We start from the raw sequence: 17,481 nt of genomic DNA, 5'->3' as shown, positions 1-17,481 counted from the left end.
CGCTTGCCCGCATCCACAATCCGGCCGACCCGATCGATGTCTCCATCGATGGCGCTGCCTGGCGGCGCCTGGCCTATGACGAGCTGCTGGCGGGCCAGGTCTCGCTGGCGCTGGTGCGGGCAAAAGTCCGCCGCCTGTCCGGCCGTCCCCTGGTCGGCGACGGCCGCATCGTCGAAAAGCTGCGAGCCGCACTGCCCTATTCGCTGACATCGAGCCAGGAATTTGCGCTGGCCGAAATCAATACCGACCTCGCCGATCCCGAGCGCATGCTGCGGCTTCTGCAGGGCGATGTCGGCTCCGGCAAGACGGTCGTAGCGCTGCTGGCCATGGCACGCGCCGTCGAGGCCGGCGGCCAGGCAGCCTTGATGGCACCGACCGAGATCCTGGCGCGTCAGCATCTGGCGACCATCACGCCGCTTGCCGCCAAGGTTGGGCTGGGCATCGCCATCCTCACCGGCCGCGAGAAGGGCCGCGAACGCGCTGATACGCTGGCCGGCCTGGCAAGCGGCGAGATCGACATCGTCGTCGGTACCCACGCGCTGTTCCAGGAGACGGTCATGTTCCACGATCTGGTCTTCGCCGTGATCGACGAGCAGCACCGTTTCGGCGTCCATCAGCGGCTTGCCATCACCGCCAAGGGCGACGCGCCCGACATGCTGGTGATGACGGCCACTCCCATCCCCCGCACGCTGGTGCTGACCGCTTTCGGCGACATGGACGTGTCGAAACTGACGGAAAAACCGGCCGGCCGCCAGCCGATCCGTACCGTTACACTGCCGCTCGAGCGGCTCGACGAACTGGTCGACCGCATGGTGGACGCCGTCGCCGGCGGCCAGAAGATCTACTGGATCTGTCCGCTGGTCGAGGAATCCGAAGAAATCAAGCTGATGTCGGCCGAGGACCGCTTCGCGTCGCTGAAACCATTGTTCGGCGACCGTATCGGGCTCGTTCACGGCCGCATGAAGGGTGCCGAGAAGGACGAGGCGATGCGTGCGTTCAAGCAGGGCGAGACACGCATCCTGATCGCCACCACCGTCATCGAGGTCGGCGTCGACGTGCCGGACGCCACCGTCATGGTCATCGAGCACGCCGAGCGCTTCGGCCTGGCCCAGCTGCACCAACTGCGCGGCCGGGTCGGGCGTGGCGACAAGCCCTCCTCCTGCGTGCTGCTCTACAAGGACCCGCTCGGCGAGACCGCAAAACGCCGGCTGTCGGTAATGCGCGAGACCGAGGACGGGTTCCTGATCGCCGAGGAAGACCTGAAGCTGCGCGGCGAAGGCGAATTGCTGGGCACCCGCCAGTCCGGCACGCCGGGTTTCCAGGTGGCGCGCATCGAGGCGCATGCCGACCTTCTGGAGGCCGCCCGCGACGATGCCAGGCTGATCCTGTCGCGCGACCCGGAGCTGCAATCGCAGCGTGGCGAGGCGTTGCGCCTGCTGCTTTATTTGTTCGGTCGCGACGAGGCCGTGCGGCTCCTGCGCGCCGGCTGAGCCAGGGCGGCAACCGACGGGTTGGCGAGCATCCCTTCGATCGGCTCGCCATTCACGACAACCATTTGCTTGACCTCGGGCGCCACCAGCCCGGCCGACACAATCAGCTTGGCGCCGTCCTCAATCGTCATGTCGAGCAGCACGATGTCCGACTTCGGCACATACATCAGGAATCCGGTGGTCGGGTTTGGCGTGCACGGCATGAACACGGCAATCAGCGGATCGCCTTCCTGGTCGAGCTTCTGGTTGATCTCGGTTTCCTTCTCGCTGGCGACGAACACCAGCGACCACACACCCTTGCGCGGATATTCGACCAGTCCGACCTGGCGGAACATGTCGCCCTTGTTGGACAGCACGGTCTCGAAAATCTGTTTCAGCGAGCCATAGATGCCGCGCACCAACGGCATGCGGCCAAGCAGGCGCTCGCCGAAATTGACGATGGCGCGGCCGACGATGTTGGCCGTCAGGAAGCCGATCAGCGTGATCAGGATGAGCGCCACGATCAGCCCGAACCCCGGCACAGGAAACGACAAATAGGTGTCAGGGCTGTAGCGGGCCGGAATATAGGGTTTCACCCAGGAATCGACCCAACCGATGAATGACCAGGCGATGTAGGCGGTGATCGCCAGCGGCGCGCAGACGATGAAGCCCGTGAGGAAATAGTTCCTCAGCCGGGTCACGCCGGAAGTCTTGGGAGCGTCGGACATGATTCACCGGAGGCCGCTATTGCGACGCGACATTAGTGAACCGCCGTCCAGTTTGGAACTGCGAAGTTTTTAAAGAGCCGATTATGCCGCTACTTCCAGCGGCTCAATCTTGTCGAGTTCCGGCGCCAGCTTTCTGGCTTCGGTTTCAAGCTCATAGGCCTGTTGAAAATTCATCCAGAATTCGGGCGTGGTGTTGAAAAATCTGGCGAGGCGAAGAGCCGTATCGGGAGTCAGGCCGATCTCTTCCTTGGCAATGCGTTCGATACGGGTGCGCGGAAGGTTGAGCTTTTTCGCCAGCGCGCCTGCACTCATGCCGAGCGGGACGAGATATTCTTCACGCAGGAATTCTCCAGGATGAACTGGACGTGCGAACTTGAGCATAGTTCAGGGTCCTCAAGGGTTCAGGGCAAGTGCCCGCTCAATGGTAATCGACGATCTCCACGTCTTCAGCGCCAGCAGCGGTCCATTTGAAGCAGATGCGCCACTGGTCGTTGATGCGAATTGAATGCTGTCCGGCTCGGCTCCCTTTCAGGGCTTCAAGATGATTTCCGGGCGGCGATCGAAGGTCATTCAGTTGGGCAGCGTTGGCAATTGCGCGAAGGCGGCGTTCGCCACGGGCAACCAAATCCGGCGGAAAGCCCTTTGGCGCCTTCCCTTCGGCAACCGCTTCGACCGCCTTGCCTCTGAACGAAACGATCAATAACGCGCCCTCTAGATTGTATCATACACTGATACATGTCGACGCGCAAGCAAATGTATCATCGGCCGATACAAATTTGCTATCGGTTGATCGGCGGCAAGATTTGACGATACCTATTCCACGGTCACCGATTTCGCCAGATTGCGCGGCTGGTCGACGTCGGTGCCCATGAACACGGCGGTGAAATAGGCGAGCATCTGGATCGGCAGCGCGTAGATGATCGGCGAGATGATTTCCGGCACGTCCGGCAGCACGATCGTCTCCATCGTCTTGACGCTCGTCAGCGCCGCACCCTTGCTGTCGGTGATCAGGATGATCTTGCCGCCGCGCGCCGCCACTTCCTGCATGTTCGAAACGGTCTTTTCGAAAATGTGGTCGTGCGGCGCAATGACGATGACCGGCATGTTCTCGTCGATCAGCGCGATCGGTCCATGCTTCAGCTCGCCGGCGGCATAGCCCTCGGCGTGGATATAGGAGATTTCCTTGAGTTTCAGCGCGCCTTCCATGGCCAGCGGAAAGTTGGTGTCGCGGCCGAGATAGAGCACGTCCTTGTAGCGTGAGAGTTCACGCGCGATCCGTTCGATCTGCTCTTCAAGCTTGAGCACCTGATTGGCATAGCGCGGCGCTTCCGAAAGCGCGCGCACCAGGGTCTTCTCTTGTTCTTTCGAGATTGTCCCGCGCGCCACGCCGGCCCGCACGGCAAGCGATGCCAGCACCGAAAGCTGGCAGGTGAACGCCTTGGTCGAGGCAACGCCGATCTCCGGCCCGGCGAGCGTCGGCAGCACGACATCGGATTCGCGCGCCATGGTCGATTCGCGCACATTGACGATCGCGCCGATCTTCATGCCGGCCTTGCGGCAATAACGCAGCGAGGCCAGCGTGTCGGCAGTCTCACCGGACTGCGAAATGAAGAACGCCGCGTCGTTCTTCGACAATGGCATTTCGCGGTAACGGAATTCGGAGGCGACATCGATGTCGACGGGCAGGCGCGCGTAGCGCTCGAACCAGTATTTGCCGATCAGGCCGGCAAGATAGGCGGTACCGCAGGCCGAAATCGCCAGCCGGTTGATCTCTGCGAAATTGAACGGCAGATCCAGCGGCTTGGAGACGCCGCCGACAAAATCGAGATAATTCGCCAAGGTATGCGAGATCACTTCGGGCTGCTCATGGATCTCCTTCTCCATGAAATGGCGGCGATTGCCCTTATCGACCATGAAGCTGGTCGACAGCGACTGCTGGCGCTTGCGGTCGACCTTTGTGCCGTCGATGTCGAAGATGGTAACGCCGTCGCGGCGCACCACCGCCCAGTCGCCATCTTCGAGATAGGTGATCGAATTGGTGAACGGTGCGAGCGCGATGGCGTCGGAGCCCAAAAACATCTCGCCATCGCCATGGCCGACAGCCAAAGGCGGACCATTGCGCGCGCCGACGATCAGGTCCTCGTCGCCCTTGAACATGATGGCCAGCGCGAAAGCGCCTTCCAGCCGCTTCAGCGCCTGGTGCGCGGCCTCGACCGGCTTCAGCCCTTTGGCGAGTTCGCGCGCCACCAGATGGGCGACGACCTCGGTGTCGGTCTGCGAGGAGAAAGAATAGCCATCGCGGATCAGTTCTTCGCGCAATTCGGCGAAATTCTCGATGATGCCGTTATGGACGATGGCGACACCGTCGGAAAAATGCGGATGCGCATTGGTCTCGTTGGGCACGCCGTGTGTCGCCCAGCGTGTGTGACCGATGCCGATCGTACCGTCGAGCGGCTCGTCCTTGAGCCGGCGCTCGAGGTTGATCAGCTTGCCTTCGGCGCGGCGGCGAGCAAGCTGGCCGTGCTCGATGGTGGCGACGCCGGCCGAGTCATAGCCGCGATATTCCAACCGCTTCAGCGCATCGACGATGAGCGGCGCAACCTGCGAGTGGCCGACGATTCCAACGATACCGCACATGCAGACAGCCCCCGATTCCCCGTGGAAAACCAGCGCTATTTAGGGATGGCCGGCCTGCCGCGAAAGTCACATTGCATTTCGTCCCGTGTAACGGAACGCTCATTCTTGTCGATGCACCATGACAGACCGCTCTTGCAATCCGGTTACTGCAATCGTTCGGTTTTTTGCGGGCTGGTCTTACTTTTTCTTCGCAGCCGCGGCCGAAGCAAAGCGTTCGCGCAATTCCTTGCCCTTGCCCGGGATCGTCTTCTGGCGAGCACGGCCGAAGGCCAGCGCATCGTCGGGCACGCTTTCGGTGATCACGCTGCCCGAGGCGATGTAGCCGCCCTTGCCGATGGTGACAGGTGCCACCAGCGACGAATTGGAGCCTACAAAAGCGCCCTCGCCGATGTCCGTGAAGAATTTCGAATAGCCGTCATAATTGCAGGTGATGGTGCCGGCGCCGATATTGGCTCCCGCGCCGACGCGGGCATCGCCGATATAGGTCAGATGGTTGACCTTGGCGCCCTCTTCGATAACCGCCTGCTTGACCTCGCAGAAATTGCCGACCTTGGCCTTGTCCCGGAGATCAGCACCCGGCCGCAGTCGCGCGTATGGCCCGACATCGCAATTGGACGCAATGGTGGCGCCTTCGATGTGGCTGAACGCATGTATCTTGGCGCCCGTCGCAATCTTCACACCCGGACCGAACCAGACATTGGGCTCGACGATCGTGTCAGTGCCGATCTCGGTGTCGTGCGAGAAATACACGGTCTCCGGCGCGATCAGCGTCACGCCCGACAGCATCGCTTCATGCCGCCGGCGCGCCTGCCATATGCCCTCGGCTTGCGCAAGTTCGGCGCGGTTGTTGATACCGAGTGCGCTTTCGAAGCTGGCTTCGGTGGCGACGACATCGAGGCCTCGCGCGCTGGCGATCTCGACAATGTCGGTGAGATAATATTCGCCTTTGGCGTTGTTGTTGCCTACCTGATCGAGCAGTTTCAGCGCGTGATCACCGGCCACCGCCATCATGCCGGCATTGCAGAAGGCTATTTTCCTCTCCTCCTCGGAGCAGTCCTTCTCTTCGCGGATGGCGATCAGCTTGCCGTCCTTTTCGATCAGCCTGCCATATCCGGTCGGGCTGGGCGGGCGGAAGCCGATCACGACGACGGCGGCGCCCTCGGCCAGTTTCAGCCGCGCCACGGTCAGCGCATCCGCGTCGATCAGCGGCGTGTCGCCAAACATCACGAGAATATCATCATAACCCTTTGATATCGCATCGCGTGCGGCCAGCACGGCGTGCGCGGTGCCAAGGCGCTTTTCCTGCACGAAGGTCTCGGCCTTCGGCGCGAACTTTGCCGCGGCCTTGCGCATCTCGTCCGCGCCATGGCCGATCACCAGCGCCTGGGTGCCGGCGCCGGCGGCTTCGGCTGCCTTCACCACATGGGCGACCATCGGCAGGCCGGCGATCTGGTGCAGCACCTTCGGCAGCACGCTCTTCATGCGCGTGCCTTCGCCGGCGGCGAGAATGACGGACAGGCAGGATCTCTGGCTCATGGAAGGGACAACCATATGAAAAGGGTTGGGAATCAAAGCATGCTAGCAGTGGCGCCTTGCTTCACCAATGCGGTTAAATTTCGGTGAGATGGCGGAGCAGCTGACTCTTAATCAGCGGGTCTTAAAACGGAATTCGGCAGTCAGCACACCTACAACAGGCCGTGTTTCCTGAATTCCGCCTGCACGTCACCTGATATCCAGCCAAACACCTTCAGCTTGCCGTCGCGCTTTTCGACGAGATAGTTGACCGCAAAGTCGATGGTCACGGGACTCCCATCCTTGCGTTCATAGTCACCGGCCCAGTTTACCTCAGCCACGCAATGGTCCTGGTTGACAGGTGTCACAGAGACCTCCTTGCAGGTCATCCTCTTGCTGCCGAGGGCACGATAGGCCTCAAAACCCTTTGTCATGATGGCCTTCAACTGCGCGCCATTCTCGCCAACCATGACCGCTGCCGGCGTCACCGAGACAAAACCGGCCGAATACATGTCCGCGACGTCGTTGAGATCGACGGTGTCGGCGATCGCGTCATTGTAGATTTTCTCATAGACCTTGAAGAATTTTCGCACATCCGCCTTGGCTACCATTCTCGCCTCCCGGCTCGAAAAAGTGTTGATCAACGGTACTGCAAATGCGGGCTGCCTTGCATCGTTCCGCCGACGCGACCTACCCCAGCCGCCCCAGCACCGGGAAATTTTCCAGCAGCCAGTAAGACACCGTCTGCACGCCGCCGGTGAGGAAAAACACGCCGGCGACCACCAGCAGCGCGCCGATCGCTTTTTCGACGCGGCCGAGATGGACGCGGAATTTGCCAAGGAAGCGCATGAAGGCGCCGGAAAACAGGGCGGCGATCAGGAACGGGATACCCAGCCCGAGCGAATAGGCGGCGAGCAGCAGCGCGCCCTCGCCCACCGTCTCGCGGCCGCCGGCCAGCGTCAGGATCGGACCGAGCACCGGACCGATGCAGGGCGTCCAGCCGAAGGCGAAGGCCAACCCCATGACATAGGCGGCGACGGCGCTTGCCGGCTTGCCTTGCGACTGGAAGCGCGCCTCGCGTGAAAGCAGCGGAATGCGCAGGATACCTAGGAAATTCAGGCCCATGAGGATGATCAGCACACCGGCGCCCATCGCCAGCGGCTCCTGCCAGATACGCAGCAGCCGGCCGATGGTCGAAGCGCCGGCGCCAAGCGCGACAAAGACGGTCGAGAAGCCGAGCACGAAGGCGATCGAGGAATAAAGCAGCGCGCCGCGCGCGCCTTCCCTCGCCGTAGTTCCCGCATTGCCACGGAAATCGTCGACCGACACGCCGGCCATATAGCAGAGATAGGGCGGCACCAGCGGCAGCACGCAAGGCGACAGGAACGAGATGGCTCCCGCCCCGACCGCGCTGACATAGCCGATGTCCAATGCCATTTCCAGGAACTCCACTGTCGTGCCGCTGATATAGCGACGCGCAGCCTTGTCCACCAATCACCATTGTGTTGGCAAGATCATGCTTGCCGGGGAAGAAACGGCAGCCCCTGGGCGTTGACACAGCGAGGCCGCGATTTCCCGCGCGTCTCCAGATACCAGTCAGGGAGATTTCCATGAAAACCATAACCGCAGGACTGGCAGCGCTTCTGCTCAGCACCGCCGCATCCTTCGCCGCCGACGCGTGGAAGGAAGCCGAGGTCAATGGCACCAAGATCTACACCGACGCCAATGGAATGACGCTCTACACCTATGACAAGGACGAGAAGGGCAAGAGCAATTGCTACGACAAATGCGCCACCAACTGGCCGCCACTGAAAGCCGAAGCCGGCGCCAAGGCGGACGACGAATGGACCGTTGTCGACCGCACCGACGGCACCAAGATGTGGGCCTATGACGGCAAGCCGGTCTACACCTTCATCAAGGACAAGAAGCCCGGCGATGTGACCGGCGACGGCGTCGGCGAGGTCTGGCATATCGTTAAGGCCGACTAAGTACGTCAATCCCGCTTGCTGGCGGGACAAGGGCTGGTCGCCGGGCATCTCCATGCACCCGGCGGCCGGCATCGAACAGGCCCTTATAAATGTAGCCCTTCCGGTTTGGGCAGCATTTCAACGACTCGGCGGAAAAATGAAACGGGTCGTTTCCGCTCACTCGGGGACCACCATCTCCCTTTCCCAAATTCTGTGATTTTCTCCATACACTCTAAGAGTGTATTGCCGCGGGCCGGCCCGCAATTTGGGCGCTTCCCCTTGACCGGATGCAAAAGCGCGGCCATGTGAGCGACAAATAGAACGAGATTTCGTCGCGCGCAGCGGAATTCTTCTGCCGCACCACAGCTGATATGAGACCTCATGGACGTCGTCGTCGTCGAATCGCCGGCCAAGGCGAAGACAATCAACAAATACCTCGGCAAGAACTACAAGGTTCTGGCCTCGTTCGGCCATATCAGGGATTTGCCGGCCAAGGACGGCTCGGTGCGTCCGGATGAGGATTTCGCCATGTCCTGGGCGGTCGACACGGCCTCGGGCAAGCGGCTTGCCGACATCGCCAAGGCGGTCAAGGATGCCGATGGCCTGATCCTCGCCACCGACCCGGATCGCGAAGGTGAAGCCATCTCCTGGCATGTGCTGGAGGTGCTGAAGCAGAAGCGCGCGCTGAAGGACAAGCCGGTCAGCCGCGTCGTCTTCAATGCCATCACCAAATCGTCGGTGCTGGAGGCAATGGCCAATCCGCGCCAGATCGATGCGCCGCTGGTCGATGCCTATCTCGCCCGCCGGGCGCTGGATTATCTCGTCGGCTTCACGCTGTCGCCGGTGCTGTGGCGCAAGCTGCCGGGCGCCCGCTCGGCCGGCCGCGTCCAGTCGGTTGCGCTGCGCCTGGTCTGCGACCGTGAATCCGAGATCGAGCGCTTCATCCGCGAGGAATACTGGCAGATCGCTGCACTGCTGGGCACGCCGCGCAACGAGAATTTCGAAGCGCGGCTGACCGCCTTCGATCGCAAGAAGCTGCAGAAGCTCGACATTTCCAACAAGGCGCAAGCCGACGACATCAAATCGATGCTCGAAGGCGCGACCTTCAAGGCGGTGTCGGTGGAAGCCAAGCCGACCAAGCGCAATCCCGGCCCGCCCTTCACCACTTCAACGCTGCAGCAGGCCGCCTCATCGGGCCTCGGCTTCTCGGCCAGCCGCACCATGCAGGTGGCGCAACGGCTCTATGAAGGCATGGAGATCGGCGGCGAGACCACAGGTCTCATCACCTATATGCGAACCGACGGCGTGCAGATGGCACCCGAGGCGATCGACGCCGCACGCGACGCCATTGCCAAGGAATTCGGTCCGAAATACCTGCCGGAAAAGCCGCGCCAATACACCGCCAAGGCCAAGAATGCCCAGGAAGCGCACGAAGCGATCCGCCCGACGGATTTCATGCGCACCCCGGCATCGGTCAGGCAATATCTCGATTCCGACCAGATGCGACTCTATGAGCTGATCTGGAAGCGCGCCATCGCCAGCCAGATGCAGCCAGCCGAGATCGAGCGCACCACCGCCGAGATCGAAGCGGTCAACGGATCGCGCACCGCAGAGCTGCGTGCCATCGGTTCGGTCGTTCGGTTCGACGGTTTCATCGCCGCCTACACCGACCAGAAGGACGACGATGCGGAAGACGAGGAAAACCGCCGCCTGCCTGAAATCCGCGCCGGCGAGCAGCTTGCCCGCCAGGCGATCAATGCCACCCAGCACACCACCGAGCCGCCGCCGCGCTATTCCGAAGCTTCGCTGATCAAGAAGCTGGAAGAACTCGGCATCGGCCGGCCTTCTACCTATACGGCGATCCTGAAGACGCTCGAGGACCGAGACTACGTCACCATCGACAAGCGCCGGCTGGTGCCGCAGGCCAAGGGCCGGCTGCTGTCGGCCTTTCTTGAAAGCTCCTTCAAGCGTTATGTCGAATACGACTTCACCGCGTCCCTCGAGGAAAAGCTCGACGAGATTTCCGACGGCAAGCTCGCCTGGAAGGACGTGCTGCGCGATTTCTGGAAGGATTTTTCCGGCGCCGTCGCCGACATCAAGGAACTGCGCGTCACCGACGTGCTCGACGCGCTCAATGAAGAACTGGCGCCGCTGGTGTTCCCGACGCGGGAGGACGGCTCCAATCCGCGCATCTGCCCGAAATGCGGCACCGGCAATCTGTCGCTGAAGCTTGGCAAGTTCGGCGCCTTTGTCGGCTGCTCCAACTATCCCGAATGCTCCTTCACCCGCCAGCTCGGCGATGCCGCCAATCCCAATGGCGAGAATGGCGGCGGCGAGGACGGCACCAAGGTGATCGGCAAGGACCCTTACACGTCAGAGGAAATCACGCTGCGCAGCGGTCGCTTCGGCCCCTATCTGCAGCGTGGCGACGGCAAGGAGGCCAAGCGTTCCAGCCTGCCCAAGGGCTGGACGGCCGAGTCGATCGACCACGAAAAGGCGCTGGCGCTGCTGTCGCTGCCGCGCGATGTCGGCCAGCATCCGGAAACCGCCAAGATGATCTCAGCCGGGCTTGGCCGCTACGGCCCCTTCGTGCTGCATGACGGCACCTATGCCAATCTCGAAAGCATCGAGGACGTGTTCTCGATCGGCCTCAACCGCGCCGTATCGGTGATCGCCGAGAAGCAGCTGAAGGGCAAGGGCGGCCGCAATGGCGGTACTGCCGCAGCGCTGAAGGAGCTTGGCGACCATCCCGATGGCGGCGGCAAGATCGTCGTGCGCGACGGCAAATACGGGCCCTACGTGAATTTCGGCAAGGTCAATGCTACGCTGCCCAAGGGCAAGGATCCGCAGTCGGTGACGATCGAGGATGCGCTGGCGTTGATTGCCGAGAAGGAAGCCAAGGGCGGCGGCGGCAAGAAGCCGTTCCGAAAGGCAGCCGCGGCCAAGGCCCCGGCGACCAAGAAGGCGGCAGCCAAGAAGCCGGCTGCGAAGAAGCCGGCCGCGAAGAAAAAAGGATAGGACAGCGTGGCGCGCAAGATCACCGGCAGAACCCACGGCGATCCGCGCACCGCCGACACCAGGGCCAAGGTCAAGGACGACTACCGGCCCTCGCGTGACGAAATCCTGCGCTACATCGCCGAAAATCCCGATCGCGCCGGCAAACGCGACATCGCCAAGGCGTTCGCACTGCGCGGCGACGACCGCATCTGGCTGAAGGATATTTTGCGCGACTTGCAGGACGAAGGCGTCCTCACCAAGGAGCGCAAGGGGCTGGCTCGCGTCGGTGCCCTGCCCCATGTCACGGTCCTCGATATTTTCGACCGCGATGCCGATGGCGTGCTCTTGGCGCGCCCAACCGAACACACGGCCAACGGGCCGCCGCCCATCGTTTCCATCCGCCTGTCGCGCAGTGGCAGTGGACCGGCGCCCGGCATTGGCGACCGCGTGCTGGCCAAGACCTTTCCGGCCGACGACACGAACGTCGCCCTGGGCGGCCCCGCCTACACCGGGCGGGTGGTGAAGATTTTCGAAAAACGTACCGATGCCGTGCTCGGTGTCTTTCGCATCTTGCAGGACGGCACCTTCCGCATCGAGCCGGTGGAACGGCGCCAGCCCGAACTGATCGTCGACAAGGAATTCCAGAACGGCGCCAAGAACGGTGATCTGGTGGAGGTCGAGCCGGCGCGGGCTTCCCGCTATGGGCTGCCGAGGGCCAAGGTGCTCAACGTGCTGGGCTCTCTGACCAGCGAAAAGGCGGTCTCGATGATCGCCATCCACGCGCACGACATTCCGCATATCTTCCCGGCCGACGTCATCGCAGAATCCGAAGCGGTCAAACCGGCGACGTTGGATCACCGCGAGGATTGGCGCGACCTGCCGTTGATCACCATCGATCCGGCCGACGCCAAGGACCATGACGACGCCGTCTTCGCCACGCCGGATCTCGACGAGAAGAACCCCGGCGGCGTGGTTGCCACTGTCGCAATCGCCGACGTCGCCGCCTATGTGCGCTACGGCACGGCGCTCGACCGCGAAGCATTGAAGCGCGGCAATTCGGTCTATTTCCCGGATCGCGTCGTGCCGATGCTGCCCGAGCGCATCTCCAACGATCTCTGCTCGCTGCGGGAGGGCCAGGACCGTCCGGCGCTCGCCGTGCGCATGGTTTTTTCAGCCGAGGGCCGCAAGCTCAGGCACTCCTTCCATCGCGTCATGATGAAGTCGGCGGCAAAGCTCGCCTACCAACAGGCTCAGGCGGCAATCGACGGCGCGCCGGACGACAAGACAGGTCCGATCCTCGAAACCGTGCTGAAGCCACTGTGGGACGCCTATGCGATCCTGAAGCGCGGCCGCGACGGCCGCCAGCCGCTCGAACTCGACCTGCCCGAGCGCAAGATCGTGCTCAAGCCGGACGGCACCGTCGATCGCGTCATCGTGCCGGACCGGCTCGATGCCCATAAGCTCGTCGAAGAATTCATGATCCAGGCCAATGTCGCGGCGGCCGAAACGCTCGAGGCGAAGAAACAGGAATTGGTCTATCGCGTCCATGACGCGCCATCACTGGCCAAACAGGAATCGCTGCGCGAGTTCCTGCAGACATTGGGCCTGTCACTTGCGCGCGGCGCGCAGATGCAGCCAAGCCAGTTCAACGGCATTTTGGAGCGCGTGCGCGGCGCCGACAATGAAGGCCTGGTCAACGAAGTGGTTCTGCGCTCGCAGAGCCAAGCCGAATACTCGCCAAAGAACATCGGCCATTTCGGTCTCAACCTCCGCCGCTATGCGCATTTCACCTCGCCGATCCGCCGCTATGCCGATTTGATCGTGCATCGCGGACTTATTGCCGCACTCGGCCTGGGTCCGGGCGGGCTGACGCAGGACGAAGCGGCACGGCTCGAAGATGTCGCCGTGCTGATCTCCGGCACGGAACGCCGTGCAATGGCGGCCGAGCGGGACACGGTCGACCGTCTGATCGCCGCCTATCTCGCCGAACGCGTCGACGACCGGTTCGATGCCCGCATCTCCGGCGTCACCAAGTCAGGACTATTTGTCCAATTGCCGCAGTACGGCGCGGATGGTTTCATCCCGGTGTCAACATTGAACGGCGATTACTATATATACGACGAAACGGCCCGCTCCCTGTTCGGAGAACGCTCGGGCAAAGGCTACCAACTCGCGGACCGCGTGGAGGTCCGTCTCATCGAGGTGGCGCCGATGGCCGGGGCGATGCGCTTCGAGATGTTGACCGACCCGAAGCCTCTGCCGGGCTCCAAGCGGTCGTTTCACAAGGCCAAGGGCCGCGCTCGCGCGTCGCAATCGCGACCGGGTTCGCGCGGCAGGAGACGATGATGACAACAGCCATGGAAGAACAGGTTTTCGGCGGAGAACATCACTCGGGCCGGACCGCGCGCCCGCTGTGGACGGCGATGAAGCGCGGCCTGCTCGGCCGCTGCCCGCATTGCGGCGAAGGCAAGCTGTTTCGCGCTTTCACCAAGACCGTCGACACATGCAGTGTCTGCGGCGAGGAATTGCATCACCACCGGGCCGACGACCTGCCCGCCTATCTGGTCATCGTCATCGTCGGCCATGTCGTGCTGGGCGCCTTCATGGGCGTTGAGGCCACGTCGACGCTGTCCACATGGCAGCACATCGCCATCTGGGTTCCGCTGACCATCCTTTTGTCGGTTGCGTTGCTGCAGCCGATCAAGGGTGCCGTCATCGGACTGCAATGGGCCTTCTATATGCACGGCTTCGGCGGCGAGCACGACGTGATCGAGCCGCATCCCGGAGCCTAGGCCGCAGCCAAGAATGCTGCCTGGCGCAACATACCGACCGTGAAAGGCCACTTTCGCTTGCCAGAAGTTTCCGCTAGGTCCTGCGCATGGACGGTATGACCAAGGCGGAAGTCGACAGGATCGAGCGGAGCATGATCGCTCATAGCGACCGGCCAATTCGCCCGCGCGACGCGGCAACCCTCATCCTGCTCGACCGCAAGGACGATGACGTGCTGGTTCTGATGGGTCGCCGTCATGCCGGCCACGCCTTCATGCCGGGCAAGTTCGTCTTTCCCGGCGGCCGCACCGATCCGGCCGACAGCCGCATACCGGTCGTCGCCGCATTGCACCCGGAGCAGGAAGCCAGGCTGATCGCCGGACCGGGCCGCACAAGCGCCGCACGAGCCCGCGCCATCGCCCTGTCCGCCATCCGCGAAACCTATGAGGAAGCCGGGCTGCTGATCGGCCGCAAGGGTGCTTTCGCAACCCCCAGGCCCGATTGGCAAGGCTTTGCCGAACACGGCGTGCAACCCTCTCTCGACATGCTGCGCTTCGTTGCGCGCGCCATCACGCCGCCCAACCGGGTGCGCCGCTTCGACACCCGCTTTTTCAGCGCCTGGCGTGACGACGTCGCCGTCGAACTGCCCGGTGGCGGTCCCACCAACGAGCTCGAAGAGCTGGTCTGGCTGCCGCTCGCCAAGGCCAGGGAAGCCGACATACCCGACATCACCCGATTGATCCTGGACGAGCTGGAAAAGCGCCTCGCCCATGATCCACTGTTGCGTCCAGGCGGACCCGTGCCCTTCTACCGGCTTGTCCGCAGCCGCTTCACCCGCGAACTTCTCTAGAGCAATTCCAGGAAAAGTGTGACGCGGTTTTCCCGGGAAAAGCGCTCAGCACTTTCCTTAGATCAAACAGGCAGAGTATTCAGCATCCCATGACGGTCGATACCCAACCACAGGGCGACGAACGCGTACACTGGCTGCCGATGGTGGCGGCGATCTCGTCGATCAGCGTCGTCGGCATCGCCATCGGCCTCGGCATGCCGCTGCTCAGCGTCATCCTTGAAACGCGCGGCCATTCGGCTTCGATGATCGGCCTCAACACCGCCGTTGCCGGCCTCGCCTCGATCGCCGGTGCGCCGCTGGCGACCCCGCTCGCCATGCGGTTCGGCGTTGCCTGGACGATGATCGCCATGATCGCCGCCGGCGCGCTGGCCTTTGTCGGCTTTCATTTCGCACCCGATTTCTGGATGTGGTTTCCGCTGCGCATCGTGCTGCACATTGCGCTGACGGTGCTGTTCATCCTGTCCGAATTCTGGATCAGCACCTCGGCGCCGCCGCACCGGCGCGGCCTTGTGCTGGGCATTTACGCCACTGTCCTGTCACTCGGCTTTGCCGCCGGACCGTGGCTGTTCGCCCATCTCGGCAGTTCCGGCTTCAGGCCGTTCGGCGTCATCATCGCCTTGGTGACGCTGGCGGCGATACCCGTGCTGGCAGCACGCAACGAGAGCCCCTCGATCGCCTCGGATGGCGAAACCAGCAATTTCCTGCGCTACATCTGGCTGGTGCCGTCGGCGACCGCAGCCGTGCTGGTGTTCGGCGCGGTGGAAACCGGCGGCTTTGCGCTGTTCCCGATCTATGGTAGCCGCATCGGCTATTCCGAGGCCGATGCGGCCCTTCTGCTGACCATGATCGGCCTCGGCAATGTGTTGTTGCAGATCCCGATCGGCATGATCAGCGATCGCGTCAGCGATCGCCGCTACCTGCTGATTGCCTGCGCCACGGTCGGTCTTATCGGCACCGTCTTCATGCCCTTCTTCGCCCAGAATTGGCATTTGATGGCCGCGCTTCTGTTCGTCTGGGGCGGCGTCGTCGCTGCCATGTACACGATCGGCCTTGCCCATCTCGGCTCGCAGCTTTCCGGCCATGAACTGGCGTCGGCCAACGCCGCCTTCGTGCTGTGCTACGGTGTCGGCATGGTGCTCGGCCCGCAGGCGATCGGCATCGGCATGGATGCGTTCGGCCCGTCCGGCTTCGGCTGGTCGCTCGGCCTGTTCTTCGCCGCCTATATCGCTTTGGTCGCCGTCAGGTTGGTTCGCAAGATCCTGCTGTAGCGCAACTGCCGCCAGCCCTGCATTTGGCACGCACGGTGGCAGGCTGCTGACAGAACCGTGTCAGGAGCACAGGGCTAAAAGAGTGTCCCAAAACACTTGAGGACACTTCCATGATCGACAGCGGCTTTGAAACCACATCGCTACGAATGACACTGCTTCTGCTCGTGACCTTCCAGGCTCCGGCCGCCGACGTCGACCGCATCATGGATGCTGTGGTGGCGATTGCGCCGCTGGCCATGGGCAAATATGACCGCAATGCCTATCAGTCGGCGCACGGCATCGAACGCTACAGGCCGCTTGACGGTGCGGCCGCCGGTGCCGAAACCGAATTGCGGCGGCGGCCCGGCACGGTCGAGGTTTCCTTCGAACTGCCGGACGATCAGGTGCTGGCCGCCCGCGTCGTCGAGGCGATTTTCCAGGCCCATTCCTACCAGGAACCGGTGATCCGCATTCAACCGATTCTCGCCAGCCGTTCCAAGGGACTGGACGACCGCGCCAATCCGAATCGCTGGTGGAACACGACCGGAGACTGGAAGAAGGTTGCGTCACCGGCGACAGAAACCGCATGATTTCCGTTCACCAGCAGGCTCAGGCGGGTCGCACCAGGCTTGCCGGGCTTGACTTTCCGGGCGCGTTCTTTATGTGTCGCGCCAAGTTTCCCGCGTCCGGGTGTTTCCCCGTGCTCCAGCGGCCAAAACCCCACGAACAAACGGACTGATATCATGGCCAAAGCCGCAAACATCAAGATCAAGCTTCTGTCGACCGCCGACACCGGTTTCTTCTACGTGACCAGCAAGAACAGCCGCACCAAGACCGACAAGCTGTCGTTCCGCAAGTACGACCCGGTCGCCAAGAAGCACGTCGAATTCAAGGAAACCAAGATCAAGTAATCTGGTTTCCCGCTGCAATGCCGAAACGCCGCCCAATGGGCGGCGTTTTTCGTTTGTAACCAGTTGATTTCGTTGCACGTGAGCAGAGACTGCAGCCAAAAGGATTGACCCTTCGCCAAGGTTGCGGCACCCTTCGCCGTGGGTTGGGTGTCATGAACAAGGCGCCTATGGATGTCGAAGAAGGTGAAAGCTGCAATCATTGCAGCCCTTGTCGCTCTGGTTGCTGGCTTCGCCGTCAGCAACGGGCTGATAAGCCAGCAGACGGCCGATGAGATCAAGGCCAGGACTGACCAGGTTCTGAGTGAGGAAGAGGCCGCACCGCCTGCACCTCAGCCTGACAGTCCCGCCGCGCCTTCCACGGAACCCCCACCGCAGGCTCCGACCCCTCCCGCCG

The 17,481-nt window shown here is 62.5% G+C and carries 16 protein-coding genes and 1 pseudogene (1 of these 17 only partly in view); 10 read left to right on the top strand and 7 right to left on the bottom strand.

Features of this window, described 5'->3' with window-relative positions:
- Positions 1–1,490 (top strand): annotated as a pseudogene (gene recG / locus EOB80_RS08035) (ATP-dependent DNA helicase RecG); it begins 617 nt to the left of the window's first position.
- Here the strand turns inward: recG and EOB80_RS08030 are convergent.
- The 7 genes from EOB80_RS08030 to EOB80_RS08000 all read right to left on the bottom strand — a co-directional run bounded on the left by EOB80_RS08030 (position 1,442) and on the right by EOB80_RS08000 (position 7,783).
- The gene (locus EOB80_RS08030) at positions 1,442–2,197 is read right to left on the bottom strand and encodes a DUF502 domain-containing protein (protein WP_027036784.1); all 756 of its coding nucleotides are present in this window, start codon (positions 2,195–2,197) and stop codon (positions 1,442–1,444) included. The pseudogene recG and the gene EOB80_RS08030 sit on opposite strands and share 49 nt — an antisense overlap.
- An 81-nt stretch (positions 2,198–2,278) precedes the next feature.
- The gene (locus tag EOB80_RS08025) at positions 2,279–2,578 is read right to left on the bottom strand and encodes a HigA family addiction module antitoxin (RefSeq protein ID WP_127327275.1); all 300 of its coding nucleotides are present in this window, start codon (positions 2,576–2,578) and stop codon (positions 2,279–2,281) included.
- A 37-nt stretch (positions 2,579–2,615) separates the two neighbouring features.
- The gene (locus tag EOB80_RS08020; protein WP_127327274.1) at positions 2,616–2,897 is read right to left on the bottom strand and encodes a type II toxin-antitoxin system RelE/ParE family toxin; all 282 of its coding nucleotides are present in this window, start codon (positions 2,895–2,897) and stop codon (positions 2,616–2,618) included.
- Positions 2,898–3,010: 113 nt separating this feature from the next.
- Positions 3,011–4,834, bottom strand: coding sequence for a glutamine--fructose-6-phosphate transaminase (isomerizing) (glmS, locus tag EOB80_RS08015; protein ID WP_127327273.1), 1,824 nt, complete (start codon positions 4,832–4,834; stop codon positions 3,011–3,013).
- A 177-nt stretch (positions 4,835–5,011) separates the two neighbouring features.
- Complete coding sequence (glmU, locus tag EOB80_RS08010) at positions 5,012–6,370, bottom strand: bifunctional UDP-N-acetylglucosamine diphosphorylase/glucosamine-1-phosphate N-acetyltransferase GlmU (RefSeq protein WP_127327272.1); 1,359 nt, start codon at positions 6,368–6,370, stop codon at positions 5,012–5,014.
- A gap of 149 nt (positions 6,371–6,519) precedes the next feature.
- Positions 6,520–6,957, bottom strand: a complete 438-nt coding sequence (locus EOB80_RS08005; RefSeq protein WP_127327271.1) for a nuclear transport factor 2 family protein — start codon at positions 6,955–6,957, stop codon at positions 6,520–6,522.
- A gap of 79 nt (positions 6,958–7,036) precedes the next feature.
- Positions 7,037–7,783, bottom strand: coding sequence for a cytochrome c biogenesis CcdA family protein (locus tag EOB80_RS08000; protein ID WP_127268355.1), 747 nt, complete (start codon positions 7,781–7,783; stop codon positions 7,037–7,039).
- Between the two features lie 173 nt (positions 7,784–7,956).
- Between EOB80_RS08000 and EOB80_RS07995 the strand changes: the two genes are divergently transcribed.
- The 9 genes from EOB80_RS07995 to EOB80_RS34750 form a co-directional block, all read left to right on the top strand.
- Positions 7,957–8,334, top strand: coding sequence for a hypothetical protein (locus EOB80_RS07995; protein WP_127327270.1), 378 nt, complete (start codon positions 7,957–7,959; stop codon positions 8,332–8,334).
- Between the two features lie 360 nt (positions 8,335–8,694).
- Complete coding sequence (gene topA / locus EOB80_RS07990) at positions 8,695–11,331, top strand: type I DNA topoisomerase (RefSeq protein ID WP_127327269.1); 2,637 nt, start codon at positions 8,695–8,697, stop codon at positions 11,329–11,331.
- Positions 11,332–11,337: 6 nt separating this feature from the next.
- Positions 11,338–13,656: a ribonuclease R gene (rnr, locus tag EOB80_RS07985; protein WP_127327268.1), complete on the top strand. Its 2,319-nt coding sequence runs from the start codon at positions 11,338–11,340 to the stop codon at positions 13,654–13,656.
- 11 nt (positions 13,657–13,667) lie between these two features.
- Complete coding sequence (locus tag EOB80_RS07980) at positions 13,668–14,102, top strand: DUF983 domain-containing protein (protein WP_174800363.1); 435 nt, start codon at positions 13,668–13,670, stop codon at positions 14,100–14,102.
- An 86-nt stretch (positions 14,103–14,188) separates the two neighbouring features.
- Complete coding sequence (locus EOB80_RS07975) at positions 14,189–14,929, top strand: NUDIX domain-containing protein (protein ID WP_127327267.1); 741 nt, start codon at positions 14,189–14,191, stop codon at positions 14,927–14,929.
- Positions 14,930–15,018: 89 nt separating this feature from the next.
- Positions 15,019–16,197 (top strand): MFS transporter, encoded by a 1,179-nt coding sequence (locus EOB80_RS07970; RefSeq protein WP_023810543.1) that lies wholly within the window; start codon positions 15,019–15,021, stop codon positions 16,195–16,197.
- A gap of 110 nt (positions 16,198–16,307) precedes the next feature.
- A complete protein-coding gene (locus EOB80_RS07965; RefSeq protein ID WP_127271458.1) occupies positions 16,308–16,766 on the top strand; it encodes a hypothetical protein in 459 nt (152 codons plus the stop codon).
- Between the two features lie 153 nt (positions 16,767–16,919).
- Positions 16,920–17,087, top strand: a complete 168-nt coding sequence (gene rpmG, locus EOB80_RS07960; protein ID WP_006201775.1) for a 50S ribosomal protein L33 — start codon at positions 16,920–16,922, stop codon at positions 17,085–17,087.
- Between the two features lie 171 nt (positions 17,088–17,258).
- Positions 17,259–17,481 (top strand): hypothetical protein (locus EOB80_RS34750; RefSeq protein ID WP_127327266.1); only part of this gene is annotated, 223 nt, incomplete at its 3' end.

It is taken from the genome of Mesorhizobium sp. M7A.F.Ca.MR.245.00.0.0 (assembly GCF_003997415.1).
Classification (GTDB): Bacteria; Pseudomonadota; Alphaproteobacteria; order Rhizobiales; family Rhizobiaceae; genus Mesorhizobium.
The sequence above is the reverse complement of the archived record's forward strand: the minus strand, read 5'-3'. Positions and strand labels throughout refer to the sequence as shown.

What these genes read in the sequence shown, in the direction of transcription:
- EOB80_RS08005 (WP_127327271.1), bottom strand. Translation starts at nt 6,957, where the DNA reads ATGGTAGCCAAGGCGGATGTGCGAAAATTCTTCAAGGTCTATGAGAAA.
- EOB80_RS08030 (WP_027036784.1), bottom strand. Translation starts at nt 2,197, where the DNA reads ATGTCCGACGCTCCCAAGACTTCCGGCGTGACCCGGCTGAGGAACTAT.
- EOB80_RS07975 (WP_127327267.1), top strand. Translation starts at nt 14,189, where the DNA reads ATGGACGGTATGACCAAGGCGGAAGTCGACAGGATCGAGCGGAGCATG.
- EOB80_RS07995 (WP_127327270.1), top strand. Translation starts at nt 7,957, where the DNA reads ATGAAAACCATAACCGCAGGACTGGCAGCGCTTCTGCTCAGCACCGCC.
- EOB80_RS07970 (WP_023810543.1), top strand. Translation starts at nt 15,019, where the DNA reads ATGACGGTCGATACCCAACCACAGGGCGACGAACGCGTACACTGGCTG.
- EOB80_RS08000 (WP_127268355.1), bottom strand. Translation starts at nt 7,783, where the DNA reads ATGGCATTGGACATCGGCTATGTCAGCGCGGTCGGGGCGGGAGCCATC.
- EOB80_RS07980 (WP_174800363.1), top strand. Translation starts at nt 13,668, where the DNA reads ATGGAAGAACAGGTTTTCGGCGGAGAACATCACTCGGGCCGGACCGCG.
- glmU (WP_127327272.1), bottom strand. Translation starts at nt 6,370, where the DNA reads ATGAGCCAGAGATCCTGCCTGTCCGTCATTCTCGCCGCCGGCGAAGGC.
- glmS (WP_127327273.1), bottom strand. Translation starts at nt 4,834, where the DNA reads ATGTGCGGTATCGTTGGAATCGTCGGCCACTCGCAGGTTGCGCCGCTC.
- EOB80_RS08025 (WP_127327275.1), bottom strand. Translation starts at nt 2,578, where the DNA reads ATGCTCAAGTTCGCACGTCCAGTTCATCCTGGAGAATTCCTGCGTGAA.
- topA (WP_127327269.1), top strand. Translation starts at nt 8,695, where the DNA reads ATGGACGTCGTCGTCGTCGAATCGCCGGCCAAGGCGAAGACAATCAAC.
- rpmG (WP_006201775.1), top strand. Translation starts at nt 16,920, where the DNA reads ATGGCCAAAGCCGCAAACATCAAGATCAAGCTTCTGTCGACCGCCGAC.
- EOB80_RS07965 (WP_127271458.1), top strand. Translation starts at nt 16,308, where the DNA reads ATGATCGACAGCGGCTTTGAAACCACATCGCTACGAATGACACTGCTT.